This is a genomic window from Trichocoleus desertorum ATA4-8-CV12 (genome assembly GCA_019358975.1).
Lineage (GTDB): Bacteria > Cyanobacteriota > Cyanobacteriia > FACHB-46 > FACHB-46 > Trichocoleus > Trichocoleus desertorum_A.
The window spans coordinates 230,577-252,580 of the sequence record JAHHIL010000002.1 but is presented as its reverse complement, the minus strand read 5'-3'; the positions used below and the strand labels follow the sequence as shown (position 1 = coordinate 252,580).

At 48.7% G+C, this 22,004-nt stretch carries 17 protein-coding genes; 10 read left to right on the top strand and 7 right to left on the bottom strand.

The window, feature by feature from the left end; translation table 11 throughout:
• The first annotated feature begins 53 nt into the window (after positions 1 to 53).
• Complete coding sequence (moaA, locus tag KME12_03720) at positions 54 to 1,043, top strand: GTP 3',8-cyclase MoaA (GenBank protein ID MBW4486882.1); 990 nt, start codon at positions 54 to 56, stop codon at positions 1,041 to 1,043.
• Between the two features lie 113 nt (positions 1,044 to 1,156).
• On the opposite strand, the gene rpsD is transcribed toward moaA, so the two are convergent.
• On the bottom strand, positions 1,157 to 1,765 hold the full coding sequence (gene rpsD / locus KME12_03715) for a 30S ribosomal protein S4 (protein MBW4486881.1): 609 nt from the start codon (positions 1,763 to 1,765) through the stop codon (positions 1,157 to 1,159).
• 164 nt (positions 1,766 to 1,929) lie between these two features.
• Between rpsD and yidD the strand changes: the two genes are divergently transcribed.
• The 4 genes from yidD (at position 1,930) to KME12_03695 (ending at position 6,588) form a co-directional block, all read left to right on the top strand.
• Positions 1,930 to 2,175 carry a membrane protein insertion efficiency factor YidD gene (gene yidD / locus KME12_03710; protein MBW4486880.1) on the top strand — a complete coding sequence of 82 codons (246 nt, stop codon included), beginning with the start codon at positions 1,930 to 1,932 and terminating at the stop codon, positions 2,173 to 2,175.
• Positions 2,159 to 4,462, top strand: coding sequence for a selenide, water dikinase SelD (selD, locus tag KME12_03705; protein ID MBW4486879.1), 2,304 nt, complete (start codon positions 2,159 to 2,161; stop codon positions 4,460 to 4,462). Before yidD ends, selD begins: the two co-directional genes overlap by 17 nt.
• Before the next feature lie 25 nt (positions 4,463 to 4,487).
• Positions 4,488 to 5,546, top strand: a complete 1,059-nt coding sequence (gene mnmH, locus KME12_03700; protein MBW4486878.1) for a tRNA 2-selenouridine(34) synthase MnmH — start codon at positions 4,488 to 4,490, stop codon at positions 5,544 to 5,546.
• A gap of 91 nt (positions 5,547 to 5,637) precedes the next feature.
• Positions 5,638 to 6,588: an RsmB/NOP family class I SAM-dependent RNA methyltransferase gene (locus tag KME12_03695; GenBank protein ID MBW4486877.1), complete on the top strand. Its 951-nt coding sequence runs from the start codon at positions 5,638 to 5,640 to the stop codon at positions 6,586 to 6,588.
• A gap of 69 nt (positions 6,589 to 6,657) precedes the next feature.
• Here the strand turns inward: KME12_03695 and KME12_03690 are convergent, their stop codons facing one another.
• Positions 6,658 to 9,390: a DUF3536 domain-containing protein gene (locus tag KME12_03690; protein ID MBW4486876.1), complete on the bottom strand. Its 2,733-nt coding sequence runs from the start codon at positions 9,388 to 9,390 to the stop codon at positions 6,658 to 6,660.
• A 598-nt stretch (positions 9,391 to 9,988) separates the two neighbouring features.
• Between KME12_03690 and cax the strand changes: the two genes are divergently transcribed.
• The 3 genes from cax to KME12_03675 all read left to right on the top strand — a co-directional run bounded on the left by cax (position 9,989) and on the right by KME12_03675 (position 12,680).
• A complete protein-coding gene (gene cax, locus KME12_03685) occupies positions 9,989 to 11,107 on the top strand; it encodes a calcium/proton exchanger (GenBank protein ID MBW4486875.1) in 1,119 nt (372 codons plus the stop codon).
• A 453-nt stretch (positions 11,108 to 11,560) separates the two neighbouring features.
• Positions 11,561 to 11,980 carry a hypothetical protein gene (locus KME12_03680; protein MBW4486874.1) on the top strand — a complete coding sequence of 140 codons (420 nt, stop codon included), beginning with the start codon at positions 11,561 to 11,563 and terminating at the stop codon, positions 11,978 to 11,980.
• Positions 11,913 to 12,680 (top strand): WD40 repeat domain-containing protein, encoded by a 768-nt coding sequence (locus KME12_03675; GenBank protein MBW4486873.1) that lies wholly within the window; start codon positions 11,913 to 11,915, stop codon positions 12,678 to 12,680. Before KME12_03680 ends, KME12_03675 begins: the two co-directional genes overlap by 68 nt.
• A gap of 147 nt (positions 12,681 to 12,827) precedes the next feature.
• Here the strand turns inward: KME12_03675 and KME12_03670 are convergent, their stop codons facing one another.
• From KME12_03670 to KME12_03650, 5 genes are all read right to left on the bottom strand, one after another.
• On the bottom strand, positions 12,828 to 15,251 hold the full coding sequence (locus KME12_03670; protein ID MBW4486872.1) for a sucrose synthase: 2,424 nt from the start codon (positions 15,249 to 15,251) through the stop codon (positions 12,828 to 12,830).
• Positions 15,252 to 15,879: 628 nt separating this feature from the next.
• Positions 15,880 to 16,974: a tetratricopeptide repeat protein gene (locus KME12_03665; GenBank protein ID MBW4486871.1), complete on the bottom strand. Its 1,095-nt coding sequence runs from the start codon at positions 16,972 to 16,974 to the stop codon at positions 15,880 to 15,882.
• Positions 16,975 to 17,244: 270 nt separating this feature from the next.
• Positions 17,245 to 18,051, bottom strand: coding sequence for a tetratricopeptide repeat protein (locus KME12_03660; GenBank protein ID MBW4486870.1), 807 nt, complete (start codon positions 18,049 to 18,051; stop codon positions 17,245 to 17,247).
• 63 nt (positions 18,052 to 18,114) lie between these two features.
• The gene (locus KME12_03655) at positions 18,115 to 18,936 is read right to left on the bottom strand and encodes a tetratricopeptide repeat protein (protein MBW4486869.1); all 822 of its coding nucleotides are present in this window, start codon (positions 18,934 to 18,936) and stop codon (positions 18,115 to 18,117) included.
• 173 nt (positions 18,937 to 19,109) lie between these two features.
• On the bottom strand, positions 19,110 to 19,850 hold the full coding sequence (locus KME12_03650; GenBank protein ID MBW4486868.1) for a hypothetical protein: 741 nt from the start codon (positions 19,848 to 19,850) through the stop codon (positions 19,110 to 19,112).
• Between the two features lie 222 nt (positions 19,851 to 20,072).
• Between KME12_03650 and KME12_03645 the strand changes: the two genes are divergently transcribed.
• Both KME12_03645 and KME12_03640 read left to right on the top strand, forming a co-directional pair.
• Entirely contained in the window at positions 20,073 to 21,479 is a 1,407-nt protein-coding gene (locus tag KME12_03645; GenBank protein MBW4486867.1) for an aspartate ammonia-lyase, read from the top strand.
• Positions 21,480 to 21,624: 145 nt separating this feature from the next.
• Positions 21,625 to 21,927, top strand: a complete 303-nt coding sequence (locus tag KME12_03640; GenBank protein MBW4486866.1) for a hypothetical protein — start codon at positions 21,625 to 21,627, stop codon at positions 21,925 to 21,927.
• Positions 21,928 to 22,004: the final 77 nt, after the last annotated feature.

Below are 22,004 nucleotides of genomic sequence, written 5' to 3'. Positions count from 1 at the left end.
CATTACCTGTTCCTGACTCAACAGAATAGGTTGTCTGGGGATAACAGTTGTAGATGAATCAGGTAGATTATCTTCGCATCAGCTTGATCGATCGCTGCAACTTCCGGTGCCTATACTGCATGCCGGAGGGAACAGACCTAGAGTACGCCCTTCAGCAGAACTTGCTCACTCATGCTGAGTTGCTCACTTTAATCAATGAAGTGTTTGTGCCAGTCGGGTTTACTCGGTTTCGCTTGACCGGAGGCGAACCTTTGATTCGTCCAGGGGTGGTGGATATTGTCAGGGCGATCGCAGCTTTACCGGAAACGCAAGATCTGTCCATGACCACCAATGGTTTCTTGTTGGCAGACCTAGCGCAGGAGCTTTACGATGCGGGTTTGCGACGAATCAATATTAGTTTGGATTCTCTAGAGCCAGAAACCTTCGACAAGATTATTGGTCATCGGGGGCGATCGCGCTGGCAGCAAGTTTGGGACGGTATCCAAACGGCTCATCGAGTTGGGTTTAATCCGCTGAAGCTGAATGTTGTGGTGATTCCAGGCGTGAATGACCAAGAAATTTTAGACTTGGCGGCTTTGAGTCTCGATCGCGAGTGGCACATCCGGTTTATTGAATTTATGCCGATCGGTAATGCTTCTCTGTTTGGCGATCGCGGGTGGATTTCCTCAGAGGAACTAAGACAGCAGATTCGTGATCGCTGGGGTCTGACAGAAGGCGAAGTGCGAGGCAATGGCCCTGCTGATGTATTCCGTATTCCGGGTGCGAAAGGAACTCTAGGCTTTATTAGCCAAATGTCCGAGTGTTTTTGCGATCGCTGCAATCGCATGCGACTCTCTGCCGACGGTTGGCTCCGCCCCTGCCTGCTAAACGAAGATGAGCAAGTTGACTTAAAAACTGCTTTGCGCTCTGGCGTCCCTACCGCTCAGTTACGCGCCCAAGTCAGGAAACTCTTGCAGCTCAAACCTGAAGTTAACTTTAAGCAACGTGACTCTGGAACTCAGTCGGGTGCTTATAGTCGCACGATGTCTCAAATTGGCGGTTAATCCAAAAACTAAGGCTTAAAAAATCAAAAGCTCCCAAATGACGGTTCGGGAGCTACTGATCAAATATTTCAATGCCGCGGTAACACAAGAATGCTGAAAAGAGTTCTGAACGATTAAGCTTGGCGAGAGTAGTACTCAACCACAAGCAGTTCGTTGACTTGGAGTGCGATCCATTCCCGCTCAATCACACCATTCACCTTGCCAGTGAGTTTGCCTTTATCGAACTCCAAGTGGCTAGGCAGGTGAGCGAGGCCAGGATACTGTAGATTTTGTTCAATCAACTGACGAGAGCGATCGCGGTCTCTAACACCAATGACTTCGCCGGGACGGCACTGGTAGCTAGCGATATCTACGGGACGACCATTCACAGTGATGTGACCGTGGTTGACCAACTGACGTGCAGCAGGAATCGTAGGAGCCATACCGAGACGAAAAACGGTATTGTCCAAGCGCATTTCTAGCAACTGCAACAGGGTTTGTCCAGTAGAACCCGCAGCCCGACGAGCTTTCCGCACGTAGCGAAGCAGCTGTCTCTCGGTGATACCGTAGTTGAAGCGCAGCTTTTGCTTCTCTTCTAGACGGACACCGTATTCAGATTTCTTCTTGCGTTCTTGACCGTGCTGTCCAGGTGGATATGCCTTTCTGGGAGACTTCCGAGTCAAGCCAGGTAGGTCACCCAAACGACGCACAACTCTGAGGCGAGCGCCTCTATATCGCGACATGTAGCTTCCTCAAACTAAAACTTACCCAAAGATAACAGTATAAACCTTGTGTCAAAAACTTAAAAGAGGCTAAAGCAAATTAATCTGAAGCTGTTCTCTGTTCAACCATCTAGGGCGAGAAGGGAACGAATACGGGCAGGGACAAGCGGCCTAAAATGGAAGATATGAAGCGCTTAGTGATTGGATCGATTCGAGGTTATCAGATTTTAGTTTCGCCGCTGTTGCTACCTGCTTGCCGTTTTCACCCGACTTGCTCCCAATATGCCTTAGAAGCAGTAGAGCGGTTTGGTCCTAGGCGGGGAAGTTGGCTGGCGCTGCGCCGAATTGCTCGCTGTCACCCTTTCCATCCCGGTGGTTATGATCCTGTCCCTCCCGTAAAGCCTGAGACTGATGATGAATCCAGCCTTTGAGCCGATCGTCAAAGACTTGGTGCTGGTAGGGGGTGGGCATAGCCATGCGATCGCCTTGCGCATGTTTGGCATGAAACCCCTCTCTGGAGTGCGAATTACGCTCCTGACCGAAGCCTCAGACACCCCTTACTCCGGGATGCTCCCTGGACATGTGGCGGGTTTTTATAGCCACGATGAATGCCATATTGACCTGCGACCTCTGGCCCAATTTGCCCAAGCGCAACTGTATCTCGATCGCGTGGTGGGCTTGGACTTACCAAACAAGCGAGTGATTTGTGCCCATCGTCCGCCTGTGGCTTTTGATGTCGTTTCTATTGATATCGGCAGCACCCCAACGGTTCCAGACATTGCCAGCGCTGTAGAGTCGAGTATCCCCGTCAAACCGATTCGCCGCTTTCTAGAACATTGGGATCAGCTGATTGAACAGGTGGTTCAAAAGCCCGACCAGCCAATCTGCATAGGAATTATTGGAGGTGGTGCGGGTGGCGTGGAACTGTCGCTAGCAGTCCAACGGCATTTGCACAAAGTTTTGAGGCGATCGCAACAAGCTACAGAAAATCTAACCCTCCATCTATTTCAGCGTGGAACCGTCTTGATGCCAGGATATAGCCGTTGGGTGGGCGATCGCTTCCACAAAATCCTGACTCAGCGAGGCATTCACCTCCACCTAGGAGAAATGGTCACTGAAGTACAGGCGCATCAAGTCAAGTGCGAATCGGGGTTAACAGTGGCTTGTGACCATACTTTTTGGGTTACGCAGGCTGCGGCACCAAACTGGGTAAAAGCATCTGGCTTAGCCACCGATGCTCAAGGCTTTATTGGAGTGGATGAAAATCTGCGATCGCTCTCTCATCCCTTTGTATTTGCGGCAGGTGACATCGCCACCATCAAAAACCATCCTCGACCCAAAGCAGGGGTGTTTGCAGTGCGTCAAGGCAAGCCCCTGTTTGAGAATTTGCGCCGAACCTTATCAGGCCAGCAGCCCAAGCTCTACATTCCCCAGAAGCGTTATCTCAGCTTGATTGGCACCAGTGAGGATTCTGACTCGAATCTGCACAATGCAGCGATCGCCTCCTGGGGATCGTTCGGTTGGCAGTCTTCTATACTTTGGCAGCTCAAAGATGGAATTGATCGGCGGTTTATGGAGCGCTTCAGTCGGTTGCCAGAGATGACGCAGCAACCAGTATTAGCTCGTGCCGCCGATCAGTTACAGCCAGAACCTAATAGTAAAATCCAGAATCTCATGCGATGTGGTGGCTGTGGGGCCAAAGTGGGTAGCAGCGTTTTAGAGCGAGTCCTTCAGCGGGTGCAACAGGAATATCCCCAGCCCAGCGATCGCTCCGATATTCTCATTGGCTTAGATGCTCCAGATGATGCTGCCGTCTTGCAAATACCTGCCGATCGCGTTTTGGTACAAACCATCGACTATTTCCGTTCCTTAATCAACGACCCGTTTGTGTTTGGTCAAATCAGCGCCAATCATTGCCTCAGCGATATTTTTGCGATGGGAGCCAATCCGCAAAGTGCTTTAGCGATCGCGACAGTTCCCTACGCCTTTGAGGCCAAGGTGGAGGAAACACTCTACCAATTGCTATCTGGAGCGCTCAAGGCTTTGCATCAGGCAGGCGCAGCTCTAATTGGCGGCCACACCACAGAAGGGGCAGAACTGGCTTTTGGCCTATCATGCAACGGTTTGGCTGAGCGCGATCGCCTTTTGCGAAAAACGGGAATGCAGCCCGGACAAGTTCTGATTCTGACGAAAGCATTAGGGACGGGAGCCTTGTTTGCAGCAGACATGCAGCGCCAAGCTAAAGGTCGTTGGATTGATGCCGCTGTCGAGTCAATGTTGCAGTCAAATCAAGCAGCGGCTGAGTGTCTGATCCAGCACCAAGCCAGCGCTTGCACAGACATCACAGGGTTTGGGCTATTAGGGCACTTAGCTGAGATGACTCAAGCCTCCCAAGTCGCGGTGGAACTAAAGCTGGAAGCGATCCCGTTGTTGACAGGAGCCAGAACGGTTGTAGAACAAGGCATTGTCAGTTCTCTGCAACCCCAAAACTTACGGGCCGCGTTAAAAGTACAAAATTGGTCTAAAGTTAGCGATCGCCCAGAAGCCGCTTTGTTATTTGATCCCCAAACTTCAGGTGGACTGCTTGCCACCGTGCCAGCAGAACAAGCTAGCGATTGTATTAGCGCTCTCCAGTCATTGGGTTATCAGCGAAGTCGGGCGATTGGCGGCGTTCTCCCCTCCCCTTCATCCCCTGAGCCGATTACGATCGAACTGTAGGGTTGCTTGCTGTTTGGTTTGATTCATGCCCCAAATCGTTGATGTTGCTGAGTTTTTGCATTGTCCTGGCCTGATTCTAGATGTTCGCAGTCCAGGGGAATTTTTTCAGGGGCACATTCCGGGTGCGCAGAGTTTCCCGCTGTTTAGTAATGACGAACGGGCCGAGGTGGGTACGTGCTACAAACGGCAGGGGCAAGAAGCAGCGATTGAGTTAGGACTGGCGATCGTCGGCCCCAAACTCGCTGGTTTTGTGACTCAAGCCAAAGCCCTAGCCCCTGATCGTCAGGTGCGGTTGCACTGTTGGCGAGGCGGGATGCGGAGCAACAGTATGGCTTGGCTCCTCGAAACGGCAGGTTTTCAGGTCACCCTGCTGCGTGGTGGCTATAAAGCTTTTCGTCATTGGGTGCGCTCCACCTTAGCGACTCCAAAAACCTTGGCAATTTTGGGAGGGATGACAGGCACTGGCAAGACAGAAATCTTAGCGGCCCTGGCAGAACAGGGAGAGCAAGTTCTGGACTTAGAAAACTTAGCGAACCACCGGGGCAGTAGCTACGGCAGTTTGGGTCTACCCGCGCAACCCACGACCGAGCAATTTGAAAACCATATTGCTTTGGTTTGGAGCCAATTTAATCACCAACAGCCTGTGTGGATTGAGGCGGAAAGTCGGCGGATCGGACTCTGTCGGATTCCAGACGAAATCTTTCAGCAAATGCTCCAAGCTCCCGTATTGCAAATTCTGCGATCGCGACCTAAACGAATTGAGATTTTGCGCCAAGTCTATGGTTCGGTCAAACCAGACCAACTCATAGAAGCCACGGAACGTTTACGAAAAAAGCTAGGTGGCTTGCGGACTCAACAAGCCGTCGAAGCGATTTATCAAGGTGATTTAACTACTGCGATTGATTTAGTTTTGGACTATTACGACAAAACCTATACCCATGATTTGCAACGGCGAGGTGGCCCGATTCACTCAATAGACATTGCCGATGCTTCCCCAGCCGCTAGCGCTACGTTGTTAATGGCAAAAACTCAGGATTGGTTGATAACTTCTCAAACGATGCCTGTCACTATTACTGCCACTTAATAACGTCAGACGTTACAGTCTACAATCTACCTCCGAAGTTGCACTTATCTCTTACTGATTTAGCTATAGTGATTTGGCTATATAGGGTGTTATGGAAAAGCCTTCTAATCTGTTGGTTAAATTTAGCCAACGCTTATTCAAAGATGAAGTTTATCAAGAAAAGTTTATCGACGCTTTGGTGAATCCCAAACCCTTCAATCCAGCAATTTTGTGGTGTCAAGCACAGCCTGAGAGATCACCATTTAAATTAGCGTCACCGACGCTTTGGCAACCAAAGTTTATTGAACGATTGGTCTTAGATGAAAAACCAGGCAAGCATCCTCTTCATGATGCCGGGAATTTCTATTGTCTAGATTTTTCTTCAATTTTTGCTGCCTCTACTTTATTGACCATCGAGAAACCTGTTGATCTGATTTTGGATATGTGTGCCTCACCGGGAGGCAAAAGTGTCTTTGCTTGGACTGCCCTACGCCCTCGGCTACTGATTAGTAATGAGGTGATTGGTAAGCGCAAGGGAGCTTTACTTTCTAACCTAAAACGCTGTCATATTAGCCCTGCGATCGCCCTTGGCTTAGACTCACAAGTGCTGGCTGAGCTGATTCCTAATACTGCTCAAGTAGTATTGGTAGATGCTCCTTGTACAGGTCAATCTTTGCTAGCCAAAGGAAGTAAAGCTCCAGGTTGCTTCCATCCAATTTTGATTAATAAAAATGCCAATCGGCAAAAACGAATTCTGGCAAACTCAGCGAAATTGGTTGCTCCTCAAGGCTATTTAGCTTATATGACTTGTGCCTACTCACCGGAAGAAAATGAGCAGGTGAGCGAGTGGTTTTTAACTAAATTTCCTCAGTTTCAAGCTTTGGTCGTACCCCATTTGGTTGCGGCTCAATCCCACTTAACAGACATTCCCTGCTATCGCATGTGGCCGCATTCAGGCTTAGGGGCAGGAGCCTTTACAATTCTGTTCAAGAACATGGAAGAAGGCTCAATGAGCGAGCTTCCTACCGAATTTTTAGAACGCCCTGACTTTCTTTATCTTTAACTACTCGTTGAGGGCAATCCCAAAGGACTGCCCCCCTAGTTTTCCCCTCAGCTTGCTAACCAGTAATAGCTAACTCAGGGCAGCTAACTGAGCTAGCCAATTGCTGGTATCCACCAGTAGAACGGGGCCGAGTTGGAGTAGTTGCTGTAGGCCATTTAAGTTAATAGGGGTTGCAGAATCCTTGAGATGGAACTGGGGTTTGTCTCCGCTCTGCCCCTGAGCCTGTCGCTGTAGTAAATCGACACAGACAGGCAGAATGTGACTTTGCAAAAATGAGAAATAAAGCTCTTGAGCCCGGTCGATTGAGAGCGTCAGCTTCAGCTGCTTCCCAGTTTTTAGCAGGCGTTGTAGTTGCTTCACCTCATCTGCGATCGCTTCTGGCGTGAAGTTGTGCAATAGGTTCCAAAGCGATCGCAAGATTAAGCGCTCCAGAATTTCTTTGCCTGCGGTCAGGTTCAAGTGGCAGTGCAAATGGTTCGCTTCAGTCGCGATCGCTTCTAACTCAGCAATGTGACTGAGGCAAGGAGGCGGTGCAGTGGTGGGATCGCTCATTTCCTGTTCTAGAGCTTGCAACGACGCGATCGCTCGGTTCGTCAAGGCAATTTCTGCCGCCACTTGCAATTCTTGCGGCACCTGCAACTCATCTCGATGGAAAGCCATCAACACGCCGTAGTTATCTCGGTAAACCTGCGTGTAAAGCTGATCCAGGCGCAGCAGGGTTTCTTGGGTCAGCAACTGCATAATCCGGTGGCGTTCTTCCGCAAACAGGTTCTGTAAGTTGTAGGACTGATCCCCAAAAATGCGATTCATCGCCAAAATAGTCTGGGCAGCGCTAGCCTGTTTCAGCGCCGCAAACAAGCTATCTTTTTGCCGACTGTACTCCCGCCGCCCTGAGAAGTTCTGAATGCAGCAGTGGAAGTCCCATCCGCCTAGATGCAGCACCGCAAAGGTCAGGTGAGTGCTTTCCCAGGTGATTTCAGAAACTAGCTGCACCTGCCCAACAGCCAAAGTCAGCGATCCCATGCGCTGCAATTGGTAGTCGAGTTGATGAGCGGTGTAGCAATAAACTCGGTGCTCTGGCGGATAAGTGGTGAATAGAGAACTAATGGCATAGTGGGCAGCCACCTGCTCTAAGGTAATTTGGGCAGTTGTCACCAAATGGCGATACACCCCAGACCCATGCCGGAAATACTCAATATTGCTGGGTGCTGTGCCTAAGCGCTTGATAAATCCCTTCTCTAGCTGCACACCCGCAACATCACCTGCCAACTCCAACGCCCGCGCTGCGTAGCGGAGAATTTGCACTCCTTCGGGTCGGGACAACTCTTCAAAAAACCAGCCGCAACTGGTGTACATCAAGAGAGCATGACGCTGCATCTCCAGTAACCGCAGAGCATCCACTTGATCCGTCGCGGTTAGTTTACGGCTACGATGGCGGATCATGAAGCGCTCAATATTGCTGGCACTGCGATCGCGCATCACTTGAATGTATTCATCTCTGGCTTGCCAGGGATCACGGAAAAACTTTTTGCCGCTGTCCTCGTAGACTTTAATCAACTGATCCCGCAGCCAATCCAAGGCATCGCGCAAAGGTCGTCGCCATTTTTGGTGCCAAAACCCACCTTCACCGCCACAGCCACAGTCTTCCTGCCAGCGATCGACGCCGTGGGCACAACTCCAAGCAGTCACAGGCTTGAGTTCTACTTCCCAGGTTGGGGGATGGATGCTGAGGTAGTGGGCAAAGTTAGTAACAGTCCAACCCCGATTGGCGAATTCTTTCAAGAACGCATAAGCGAGAGTTTTCTCTGTGCCGCCTTTGTGGTGACCAAAGGTTTCACCATCGGTCGCAACCGAGAGCATTTGGGCGGGCCGCTGATCCCCACGCACCGCTTGACCAATCCGCCCGACAAAATGGCTAGAGTTGTAGAGTACGTCGCTAAAGCCCATATCCCGCGAGATCGGGCCATCGTAAAAGAAAATGTCGATGTAATCGTAATTGGGATTGCCCCCCGGCAAGAAACACCGATAGGGACGGGTGGGATCAATCTGCCCTCCTCCCACTTCATGCCATTGCGGGTGGGGTTGATGCTCACGAGGGAAGGGTCGGCAACGCTGCGCTTGGGAGGGAGCCAGCACAATAAAGCGAATGCCTTCGGCAATCAAGGCTTCTAGGGTGGGGTAATCGACCGCCGCCTCTGCCAGCCACATGCCTTCGGGATCACGACCAAAGTGAGAACGAAAATCTGCTTTGCCCCACCGAATTTGTGTGTATTTGTCTCGCTCATTCGCCAAGGGCATGATGATGTGGTTATAGACCTGAGCGATCGCATTACCGTGACCATTCAGGCGATCGCAACTCTTACGGTCTGCTTCCACAATCCGTTGATACACCTCCACGTCATGGCGTTCGATCCAGTTCATCAACGTGGGGCCAATATTAAAGCTCAAATACTCATAGTTATTGACGATCCCCGTCACTTCACCTTGGTCATTCAGCACTCTGGCAAAGGCATTGGGACGGTAGCACTCATGATGAATCCGCTCATTCCAGTCGTGAAAAGGCCCCGCACTGGGTTGTCGCTCGATCGCATCTAGGTAAGGATTCTCTCTGGGTGGCTGATAGAAGTGCCCATGAACGGTCACATACACTCCCAATGCAGTTTGCAGGGGATCAGTACTAGGAGATGCTTGAGCCGTTAGCGAGGCAGAATAGTTAGCTTCCGCCCCAGTAGAGAACTCAGCTTGAGCTATGCTCCCAACTTCCTCATGCTCTGAGGTGAAGACATCGGAATGAGAAGTCATCTTAGGTATATCCAAATAAAGAAAATAGCGAAACAGAAACAACTCACCAAATCACAGTGTTATGGCAGGAGTTAGCGATAGGAACAAATTCTGGAAAAGGTTGAAGGTAAGCAATGTGTGTCAAATCGGCTCAGCCAGCGCTTTCTGGGAAAAGTGACGCAGAGAAAACGATAGGTAAGCTGCGATCGCATCAAGTCCGACTAAAGATTTAGATAGCACTCTATCTAAGATTAAACGAGTAAACAATCCGACTAAAAGTACAGTCTAAGGGCTGCAAAACTAAGCCTTAAGAACTAGGTTTTTGGGGATCAGAGGTCAAACAGCCTGACAACGGCCAAAAGATAGGGAAGCCTTGCTTGCAACATAACTCGATTGAACCGTAAAGGCTAGGCAAACTTAAGACTCAGTTAAGGATTTGCAACAAGAGTTTCGTCTAGAACAACAAAAGAAATGTTTTGTTACTTCATTCTCCCTAATTAAGCCTTTCCCTAATTACGACAGTCGGAACCTAAGAAGCGGTAGAGCATGGGGTATTCTAAACTCGGAATTTATTCATCGGCCCTAATCCGGGCTTACTAGGGTATACAACTGAACCTGAATGACAATCAAAGACGCAATTTTTACTGGGCTACTAATCTTCATTCCCATCTCGATCGCTGCTCATTTTTTAGAGTGGGGATCGCTAGTAGTGTTTATTACTGCTGGTTTGGCGATTCTACCTTTAGCCGCTTGGATGGGAACTGCGACCGAGGAAATTGCTGTTGTGGCGGGGCCTTCCTTGGGCGGGCTACTCAATGCCACCTTTGGCAATGCCACTGAACTGATTATTGCCTTAGTCGCTTTGCGGGCAGGATTGATTGACGTGGTTAAAGCCAGCATCACGGGATCAATCATTGGCAACTTACTTCTCGTGATGGGGCTCTCTATGCTGCTAGGAGGTTTGCGCTATAAAGAGCAGGAATTTCAACCGATTGTAGCTCGTGTGAATGCCTCCTCCATGAACCTGGCAGTAATTGCACTCCTGTTACCAACAGCAGTGAACGTGACCTCAACCGGGATCAGCCCCATCACAATTCAGAAGTTATCGATTGCTGTGGCCGTGGTTTTAATTGTGGTTTATGGCCTGACCCTTTTATTTTCCATGCGAACCCACACTTATCTCTATGATGTGGGATTGGCAGAACTAGAACCCACTGAACTGGCAGAGGTCAATTTAGCCCCAGACGTCTCAGAGCACAAAGTAAATCTGCCTTTGTGGATTGGGGTCCTGTTAGCCGCCACCCTTCTAGTTGCCGTGGAATCAGAGTTATTAGTAGATACCTTAGAAGTTGCGACCGCCCGTCTTGGCCTGACCCCTCTCTTTACAGGAGTCATTTTGTTGCCAATTGTGGGAAATGCCGCAGAACATGCCACTGCTGTGACTGTAGCCATGAAAAATAAAATGGATCTTTCAGTCTCAGTAGCGGTCGGTTCTAGCCTACAAATCGCTTTGTTTGTCGCCCCAATCTTGGTCTTAGCGGGATGGTTGATGGGTCAGCCAATGGATCTAGACTTTAATCCCTTCGAGCTAGTTGCTGTTGCCGTTGCCGTTTTAATTGCCAACTCGATTAGTTCGGATGGTCGATCTAATTGGCTAGAGGGGACTTTGCTTTTAGCTGCTTACTTAGTCCTAGGCTTCGCTTTTTACTTCCACCCCGTAGTAGAGGGTTTGGTCTAGCTCAAGTCAAAACGACTGATATTTCCCCTTTAACTCTGGAGGTAAAGACACAGTCTGATGTCTTTGCCTCTTGTTTTTTGGGATTTTTGGGGAACAATGACTAACACAAATAAACTCCTGGGCCTAGGTATATAGCGATCTAGTAGCTTAGCGGCTTGGTATTTTTAACTGTCTACGATGGGAAATAAAAGTATCAAATACTACTTCTTCTTTGCAAGAAATACACGTAAGCATTCTGAAAATGTTTTTCTGGCAAAAATTCAGTAGCGCTCTAGATAGTAGGGGCTGCAACGTGAGAATCTTAGCCTAGACAAAGCTCTCAAAGGCGATCGCTGAGTTAAAAATATCACCTTCTGTAAAGCACGCCATCCACTTCTGAGCACTGAGTTATTCAGGAGAGTTTTTTGAAACTTTGTCTCCCCTCCCCTTGACTCATCGGAGTAACATGCCCGAATGACTGGTAAGCAAATTTCTCAGAAGACAGGTCTAGTAGATTCTCAGGTTTGGATTGGTGCAGAATTGAGGCCAGGAATGCCTCAAGCGGTTCTGGAGGCCATCAGAAGCAAAATTCTATTCGTTGGCGATCACTCAGTTCCATCTTGGCGGCAAGCTCAACTACGGTCTACCTTCTCGGTTTACCCAGCCTTAGTATCATCGGTTGCTTTTAGTCCAGATGGGCAGACGTTAGGTTGTGGTTATTCCGCTTGGGGTAGACAACCAAACTCCATCAAAATGTGGCACCTCCAAACCCAAGAACTCCTCGGCTGTTTCAGTCATGTTGGGTCTACGAGTTCCATTGCGATAGGTGCGATCCACCGCTCAGAATGGGCAAAACGCAGGAGTAACAGAAACCTTCCCAGTCTTAGTGAATAGTAGTGCTGAGGACGGTGCCCTTAAGGTTTGGAATCTCGAAACTAAGGCTCTGTTTCATACCCTGAAAGGTCATGCTGCTGGAGTTAAAACTGTCGCGATCGCAGCTCACAGGCAACTCCTCGCCAGTGGCAGCTATGACAATAGCGTTAAGCTTTGGAATCTCTCAACCGGAACTTTGCAGCAAACCTTTTTGGGTCATACGGATACCGTCAGTGGAGTCGCCTTTGATCCCCAAGCTCAGGTTTTAGCGAGCAGCAGTTACGACCAAACCATCAAGCTTTGGGCCATCCAAACGGGAGAGGTGATTCGGACGTTGGTGGGTCATACCAAGCAGGTCACTTCTCTGGCTTTAAGCCCAGACGATGCCGTACTAGCCAGCACTAGTGAGGATGCCACTATTCGGTTGTGGAATCTGGCGAAAGGGGAGGCATTCCTTACTCTCTCTGGTCATGTCGGTGGTGTTTTAGCGATTGCTTTTAGCCCCGATGGTCAAACCCTAGCTAGCGGTGGTACGGATTGTAAGGTCAGACTTTGGTGCCCAGTGACAGGTCAGCTCATCCGCACTCTAGGATCTGGTTGGAGCCAGTGGCTACCCAGTCACTCAAAGTCAGTGAGTACCGTTAGCTTCAGTCCTGATGGAGCCTCTTTAGCGAGTGGCCATATGGATGGAACTGTGAAGCTGTGGTGCTGCGATCGCTAAAGAACCCGTTAAAGCCCCAGTTCAGAAACTCAGCAAAAAGCGATCGCCCCCATGAAGTAGGTGATGGGCGATCGCTCCCAGGTTCAGTTAGACAGTAATCTAAACTGAGCGCGAGTTATTTAGTGATCTCTGGTTATCCCTAGTTATCTAATGATGCATGTGCTGTTCCATCAACTGCTTGGCTCTGGGTTTAAAGAGTAGATAGAACAGAGATTCCAAATAGCGGAGCATATCTTCTCGGTCTTCCTGAGAAGTGTAATTCCAGAAGCCATAGATCTTAGCCAGCGACAATAAGCGCGTGGTATGGATTCTCCAGGTGTATGTGCTATAAACCCGCTCAATTCCCCGGTTAGAAATCTCCTGCCAGTAGTTGGGATTTTGCTCGCACTTAGAAACAAACTCCAGAATCTTCCCAGCCATTTCTTCTAAATTCGTGGGGTTGATGTAGAAGCCATTGACTCGATCCTGAATAATTTCCAAGGGGCCACCAAACTGAGTGGCAAACGTGGGTATACCAGAAATCATCGCCTCTAGAATCGTCAAGCCAAAAGCTTCAAACAAGGCTGGTTGTACAAAGATACCTTGATGATCTGCAATGACGCGATAAATCTCACCGGAGTCGGTCTTGGGCAAACGTACGCCTAACCAACGAATTTTGCCGTGAAGATTGTGCTCGTCAATGATGCGATAGAGCTTTTCCATTTCACTCGCTTCTTCGCGATCCGCCGTATCCTCTACCCGCAATTTGCCCGCCACCAAAATCAGATTGCAGCGCTCCTGCAATTCTGGGCTACGACCAAAGCACTCGGCTAAACCCGTTAAGTTCTTGATGCGATCGAGCCTTGCCATTGAAAATAAAGGCTGTTTGCTCGGATCATCAAGCTTGCCGTAGGCTTGTTCTGGGTCTTCTAAGGTGAAAAGTAAATCTTCTAAGCGATCGCGATCGTCGGGTAAGCGATCATCAGTGCGGGTATAGGGGAAGTAAACCGCCTCATTGACGCCTGGTGGCACCACATTGAACTTAGGGCTAAATAGCTCTACACCATTGACCACGTGGTACAACTCTGGCATGGTAAAGCACTTGTAAGACTCATACTGACCAATACTGTCAGGCGTACCGACAATTTCTTGATAAGTGCTACTAATGACGAAATTCGCCGCGTTCATAGCAATCAAGTCTGCCGTGAACTGGAGCGAGAAATGATACTGCTCCTCAGAATCCTGCCAGTAAAGATTGCTGAACAGGTACTTTGATTTCTCTAAAGCGTGGGCAACGTTACATTGAGTCACCTTAAGACGACGAGCCAGCAGAAAAGCAACTAAATTACCATCTGAATAGTTACCCACAATCAAGTCAGGTCGGCCCTGAAACTCTGCTAAAAGTTCTCGCTCAGAATCGATCGCATAAGTTTCTAAGTAAGGCCAGATCTCAAAGCGAGAAATCCAGTTTTGAGTCAATTTGGGATTAAATTCCCGGAAAGGTACCCGCAAAATCCAGGCATTATCAGTGCCATGCACTTTTTCTAAGCGCTGATTACAGCGAGTGCCATCACTATTGGGGATCAAGCGACTGAGAATGACAACCTTGGGCTGCACCTTTGTGACATCTAACCCAGCCAGACACAAATCTTCTTGCAGTTGCTTCTCTATACTCTTGGCTTGGTCAAGTACATAAACCACTTGGCCACCTGTATCGGGTCGCCCCAAGACTCCCTCTTGGCCAAACCAACCGTGAGGAGACACCAGTACCACCCGGAAAACCATTGGAATTCGCGAGATGAAGGCTTCTAAGGTTTGGTGATCGGGAGAGTCGATCAGTTCGTCTAAAAGTTCTAAGGTTTCGTTGACGCGACCTGCCGTGTTTCCCCATCCCGGCTCAAAACCCATTGCTTGAAGGTCAAAGCGAAAGGTTTCATAAGCTGCATCGGTTGGACGACCACTCACAAATTGCAGGGCTTTCTTCAGCTGGTCTGAAAGCTCGCCTTGGCTCCTAATGCGCTCATTAATCAGCAATTGTGTGCCGTTATGGCGGTGCAAACTTAAAAACTTAAATAGCGCTTCTAACCATTCCTGTGGGTCTTGGAACAACTTACTGGATAGATATCGGTTCAGGAATTGCACTCCTTTACCAATATTTTTAGGGTCGCGGATGGTGGGTGAATAGTCGTAAAAGGGTTGAAAGTCTAGCTCTAAGACATCTCCTTCATTGGGATGAAAGCGATTCACCAATAGATCCCGCAGATCCAGCAACTCCTGCACCGTCATCACATCAACGGTAAGGTTATCTTCAGAGAGGCGAAAAATTTCTTGGCTAGCAATCTTAGGACGAACAATAAAACAAAAGCTTTCCTCGTCCAGAATAATTTCCTGGGTGTAATCGATCAGCTTGCCTAAATGGGAAGCATGACAAAACTGTTCAGGTTTTTGGTGATTACTACAGTAAGCCGAAAATGCGTTCAAGATCTCATTGCGTAATAGGTAGCGTTGCTCCTGCTGGCGTAAGTCTCTGAGAAATTGCCGCAAATCAGTCTTCTCATTGTTGTCTATAACGGCCTGAATCAGTTCAGACATGTCAACTCCCTTTACTCACTCGATTAGTGTCAATTAGTATCGATTTAAATTCAGCGACGTTTCCTGGCCCTAGCTTTTTTCGTTGCTAGAGGTCGTCAAAGAAATATTTATGGTTGCGGATCTCACAACCACAAACCCTAGCCCCATCAGTTAAAGGACTAGGCTGACGGTGTGACTAAACCAAGTCCCGATCAAGGTTCAAGTCTTGTATCTGCAATAAAACACTACATGCAGCGTTTTCCAGAAGCTACCTAGAAGAGGCTCTAGAACTAAGAGTTTCTAGGGCGGAGGATGCCTTTGCTTGGAGAGATAAACCCTGAATCTAGGCTCAAAACAAGGCAGTACGCCTCGATTTGTAGCTTGAGAGCCAATAAACTATCTTCCCTCTAAAGTTCGAATTTGAGGAACGATTGAGGAGTAGTTGAGTAACTACGCCAAGTACGGCAGCTACTCTGAAGCGAAAGGCGACCTGCCAATATGTAGAGGCATGAGTGAGGCAAGTTCGGGCTCTAGTTGCCTGCATCTAACATCTCACGGATTAGCTACTAGATCCGTAAAGCTACCAACTAAGCGGATAAATTTCTAGTAAAGAGATTAGATCAGGAGAATGAGCTGAAAATTTGATGGGTTAGTCGAGGTCAACATCCGCTGAAGAAGGGGATGCAGCGAGATAAGTAGCTCGCACTTGAGGGCCAAAGACGACTACATCGTCGGGAGCTAGCTCCCACACCCGATGCTTGCGACCATTAACCAAGATGCCGTTAGTGCTACGTTTTCCTCCCAGGACACCATCCACCAGTTGGTACATGTATGTGCCGTCATCTCGAAGGATTTTTAGCAGGGTTGCATGGTGGCGAGAAACGAACTGGGAATGCAGACAAATATCACTTTTGGGGTCTCTGCCGATTGAGTAGCAAGACTTCTCTAGGGTAATTTCCCTAGTTCCCTGCTCATCTTCGAGCACAAAAACAGGTTGTGGTTGGGGGCGAGTTGCGGCAGGATAGTTCGTAAAAACTGCTGTCTCGTTGGCTTCGATGGCGCTTTCTTCTAAGGGGTTTGATTCTGAGTAACCCCGACCGTACCAAACTGGATTGGTGGTAGGTTGCTTGTAAGCTAAGCCTGAGCGCTCTACCGCACAACTACGGCCATAACTAGCAGCTTGATCAGCCGGCTCAATTTCTAGCGCTCTGTCGTAACTGGCGATCGCTTCATTGTATCGAGCCAGTTCTACTAAAGCGTTGCCTCGGTTGCGCCAAGCTAAGTAATAATCTGGTTTTAGATGTAAAGCTTTGTCATAGCTAGCGATCGCTTCATTGTATTGGTTGAACCCATACAAGAGCGCGTTACCCCGGTTTTGCCAAGCTTTGTAATGTCCTGGTTTGACCTGTAAAGCCTTCTCATAGCTGGCAATGGCATCGGCATAGTCTCCCAGGCCGTATTGCTGGGCATCGCCTCGATTTTGCCAGATTTCACAAGCTACATCCTTATGGGGTCGCAGTTGTAACGCTCTATCGTAACTGGCGATCGCCTCGTGATATGCACCTAGGTTTTCTAAGGCTAAACCACGCTCATACCAGACCTCAAAGTAATCTGGCCGAACCTTAAGAACGCAATCAAAACTAACAACTGCTTGCTCATACTCTTTAGTTTCAGCCAAGAGCAGACCCTTGCGAAACCAAAGTAGCGGATCACCACTGAGAGGAAGTTGACCTGTGTCAAGCATAGTTGGGCTCGTTCTGTAGACCTGAGCTTGAAACTACAAAGCCTTTAGGCTCAGATGGAATAAATCTCTGCCAAAACAATTAATCTTGACAGAAATAAATTTGTATGATGCCTCATATCCTTATCAGTATACGCAAACAGGGAGGTTAGTGGCTCTGCCCTTAGGTCAATGCTGCAACTGTCACAAATATATAATTTTGCCAATAGTTCAGTAAATTTCCTGAAGATGTTGGCGCTGGCTATCGAACGTGTTGAGGATCAGGGCTGAAGCTTAAAAGAGAGCTTGAAATTCGGCATAGTGCTGCATCTCATGAAAAATTGGCTCCGTTTTCGCCATCAGTCGATGCAAGTTAGGACTCAGATCAAACGCTCGATAGAGATTGTTAACTGTCAACTCAACATCGTCTAATAAAGCGTAGCAACAAGCTTTGCCGTACCAAGCATTGGGGTTGGAAGACTCGCTATTTAACGAGCGCTCAAAGCTAACTAGGGCTTCCGGACAGCGTTCTAGCTTAATCAGAACAATGCCTCGGTAGTTCCAAGCGTAATGACAACTTGGCTTGATTGTTACAGCATTGTCGAGACTGGTAAGCGCATCAGAGTAGCGACCTAGATAGGCTAATGCGACACCCCGTTTGTACCAAGCTTGATACTTATCAGGCTTAAATTCTAAAACTTTGTCAAAAGCAGCGATCGCTTCTTTATATTGGCAAAGATGGCTGAGGGCGTTGCCTTTGTTGTACCAAGCTCGGTAGTCATCGCGACTCCACTTGATGATGCGGTCAAAGCAAACCACCGCTTCTTCATAACGGTTGAGTCGGCCTAAGGCAATCCCTTTGCCATGCCAAGCTGGAGTGAATTTGGGAGATAGAGAAATTGCTTTTTCAAAGCTGACGATCGCTTCTTCATAGCGCTCTAAATGCTCCAAAGCATAGCCGCGATCGCACCAAGCTTGATGGCTGTCTGGGTTTAGTTCTAACACGCGATCGTAGCGATCGAGTGCCCCTTCATAACGTCCGAGTTCGCTCAAAACATGACCTTGACTATACCAAGTCTGAGACCCTTGACTCTGGCTCATATCACCGAGACTGGAATTGAAACATTACTGAGTCAATTCCTGTATAACATTATCCATTCCGGATTAATTATTTCTTCCCAACACTAAAACTTTAAAGTCTGCGACTTGGCGAATTGGCTTAAAACAAGCGTCTAGCTTAGCCATCGTCCGGTATACGTTTGGACTTTGCTCAATTGCCTTGTGTAAACATTTCAGAGCTTGATTGCAATTTTGCTGGGCTATATAACAGCGAGCCAGACTGTACCAAGCGCCTGGATTATGGGATTTTGCAGCGAGTGATTGGTCGAAGCTCGCGATCGCTTCGTCATACCGTTTTAATTTTGAGAGCGCAATGCCCCGGTAATTCCAGGCATAGTGACAATCCGCTTTAATCATGAGGGCGGTGTCGAAACTGCCAATTGCTTCTTCATACAACGTTAGTTCTGCTAAGGCCGTACCTCGGTGATACCAAGCCCTGTAGTAGTCAGGCTTGAAATACAGGCTGCGATCAAAGCTAAGAATAGCTTCTGCATGGCGGCGCAAACGTCCTAAAGCATTGCCGTGGTTATACCAAGCTTTGGGGTCTTCGGGTTCTAGCTCTAAAGCTTTGGCAAAACTGACGATCGCGCCTTCATATTGATGGCTCTGAGCTTGAGCAATACCTTTACCATGCCAAGCCAGGACAAAATTGGGGTACAGAGCAATGGCTTGGTCGAAACTGGCGATCGCGTCTGTGTAGCGACCTAGGTTAGACAAAGCATACCCGCGATAACTCCAAGTCTCAAAATCATCCGGTTGTTGCCCTAGCACCCGGTCATATCTGGCGATGGCTCCTTCATAGCGGCCTAAACCATAAAGTGTATTCCCGTGGTTATACCAGGCACGAGAGTCTTGATCTGGACTCATGTAGCACCTAAGCATGAGGTAGAACCTGCCTTAATCATAAAAATGTGTGCTAGTAGCCGAAAGCCAAACGTCAGATTTAGCTAGGGTTTGGCTAAGTTTAGTTATGGGGCTTACAAGCTTAAGTTACCCAGGCCATTCTAGTAGTCACCAAAAACCATAGCCCGCTTAGAGCTTTAGGACTGATCCGATGTATGGACTGGGTCTAGAAGCGATTGAGTTTGCCTAGAAGCCTGAGCTAGAAAAGCCGCAGCACTGTGGGCTACCTCAGAGGTAGGTTCGGAAGCTGAGGCGATCGCTTGGATTAACTGGGCAACAGCCTGAGAAGTTTGGGCCTGAGAGACAGTTGCTCTAGCAATGGCTCGAATTAATTGCTCAACCTGGTGAGATGCCTCCACAATCTGTTTGATGCTGCGGTGGGCATCCTGAAGCTGGGCATCCTGAAGCTTGACATCTTGAAGCACAGATCCAACTGCCAAATCGCCCTTTTCTGCCGCAATGGGGGCAAGGTCTTGGCTCGTGTCCTGAGGAGGTGCGGTCGCCAAAGTAGCATTCATTTTCAATAAAGGAATTTGTAAGGCAATTTGATGAATCGACGAAACAACTTGCGAAATTTGTTGGGAAGATTCATCGAGTCGCTGCACTTTTCTGGCTGTATGAGCGACTGTTTCTTGTAGCCTGAGGAGTCGCTGTACCGTTTTGTCTATTGCTAGTTCCTCTAGCTCAGTCGAGGCAGCCATCCCAGTGGTCTGCTGAGCGTTTACGGCTACTGCTCGGATAGATTGGGTCATTTGCTCGACTGCATTGCGTGTTTGAGCAAGTTCTGCGGTCTGTCTTGCTGCCACTTGAGTCAGATGAAGCATGGCAAGTTCGGGTTCACTGGGGGAAGGGTTAACTGGACCTGCTGTTCTGGTCATCTGAGTGCTCAGGCTCCGCAGTGCTTTACTCAACCTACTCAACAGCAGCTCAGACTCTATTGAGCCTGAAGTTTTAGATACAGCTTGGTACTTCTATAGTGCAGGCTGAGACAGATAAACTAATCAGACAAATGTCTTAACTGTTTCAGGCATTGTACGGATTTTGAGCTTTGGTCGCTGTTACACCAGGATGGGCAAGTCATGATGAATGCACTAGGAAATATGTCTTTCCGAATTGAGCGGGACTCAATGGGAGAACGACAAATTCCAGCCGAAACTTATTACGGAATTCAAACGCTACGGGCGATCGAGAACTTTCCCATCAGTGGTCTCAAGCCTTTGCCGACTTATGTGGATGCCTGCGTACTGATTAAAAAAGCAACAGCGATCGCCAATGGTGAGCTAGGCTGTATTCCCCAGGAGATTGCTCAAGCGATCGTGCAGGCAACCGATGAAGTGTTGACTGGGAAGTTGCGTGACCAGTTTGTGGTGGATGTGTATCAAGCAGGAGCGGGCACCTCGCACCACATGAATATAAATGAAGTCTTGGCGAACCGCGCTTTAGAGCTTTTGGGTGACGAGAAAGGCAATTACAAGCGGGTCAATCCCAACGACCATGTCAACTATGGTCAATCAACGAATGATGTCATCCCCACTGCCATTCGGATTGGCGGGCTACTGGCGCTAGAACATACGCTTTACCCTGCTTTGTCTGGGGCGATCGCGGCACTGGACACGAAAGCTGAGGAGTTCCAAGATATTGTGCGCTCTGGTCGGACTCACTTACAAGATGCTGTACCTGTGCGCTTGGGGGAAAACTTTCGAGCTTGGGCGCAAATTTTGACCGACCATTTGACTCGCTTAGAAACTGCCTCGCAAGATCTGATGCTGTTGGGTTTGGGCGGTAGCGCTGCGGGCACTGGGCTAAACACCCATCCTCAGTATTGCGATCGCGTCGCTCAAATTTTGTCCCAGTTACTCAACCAACCTCTACGTCCTGCCCCTCACTTGATGGCCGCAATGCAGAGCATGGCTCCGTTTGTGAATGTGTCGGGGGCGTTGCGGAATTTAGCCCAAGATTGCGTCAAAATTTCTCACGACTTGCGCTTGATGGACTCTGGCCCCAAAACTGGCCTCAAGGAAATTCAACTGCCGCCTGTACAACCGGGTTCTTCGATCATGCCTGGAAAGTACAACCCAGTGATGGCTGAGATGACCTCAATGGTTTGCTTCCAAGTCATGGGCTACGACACCGCGATCGCTCTGGCCGCTCAGGCGGGACAACTAGAACTGAATGTGATGATGCCGCTGATTGCTTATAACCTGATTCAAAGCATCGAAATTCTAGGCAACACGTTAGCAGCCTTGAGCGAGCGGTGCATCAACGGCATTACAGCCAATCGCGATCGCTGTGCTGACTACGCTGAAGGTAGCTTAGCCTTGGTAACCGCTTTGAATCCTCACATTGGTTATCTCAACGCCGCCGCGATCGCCAAAGAGTCTTTGGAAACAGGCAAATCCCTGCGTCAGATTGTGCTGGAGCAAGGTTTAATGAACCCTGAAGAATTGGCTAAAGTTCTAGATCTAGAGCAAATGAGCGCGATGCCCAAGTCCAAAACTGCCACTTAAGGGCGATCGCCTTCGTTGAGCTGCTGAGAGAATCGTGACCGAGAATGCCCATAATTCTCAAAGAAAAGGTACGAAAATACCCATCTCCGAACGGTTCAACCTAAGATGAATCATTTCTGAATTGCAAACATTAGTAAGAGGGCCTATGTATAGCCAGGACTCCGAGCCAACTCCGACTTACATTACCTTTCACTACTTGAACGGCCAGTCAGACTCTTTCAATATTCATCATTTGACTGAGCCGGGAGTGACCCGACAAGACATTCGGCAAGAAATTCGGCGGTTTCTGAGTGAAGGGTGGTGGGTTGTCAAACTGCCAGACGAAACTCTCTTCATCAATGCCAGCCAAGTGGTGAAAATTGAGATGAAGCCACCGATCACCTCGCTCGAAGGGGAAGGGGTACTCTCAGAAGCCCAGTGGGTGACTGCGCTAAATCGACCTCGATAGGGATTGACTATCGCGATCGATTAGGGGTGAAATCTAGATTGGCCTCTATGCTATCTAACAGCCCGTTCTCTCTGTTT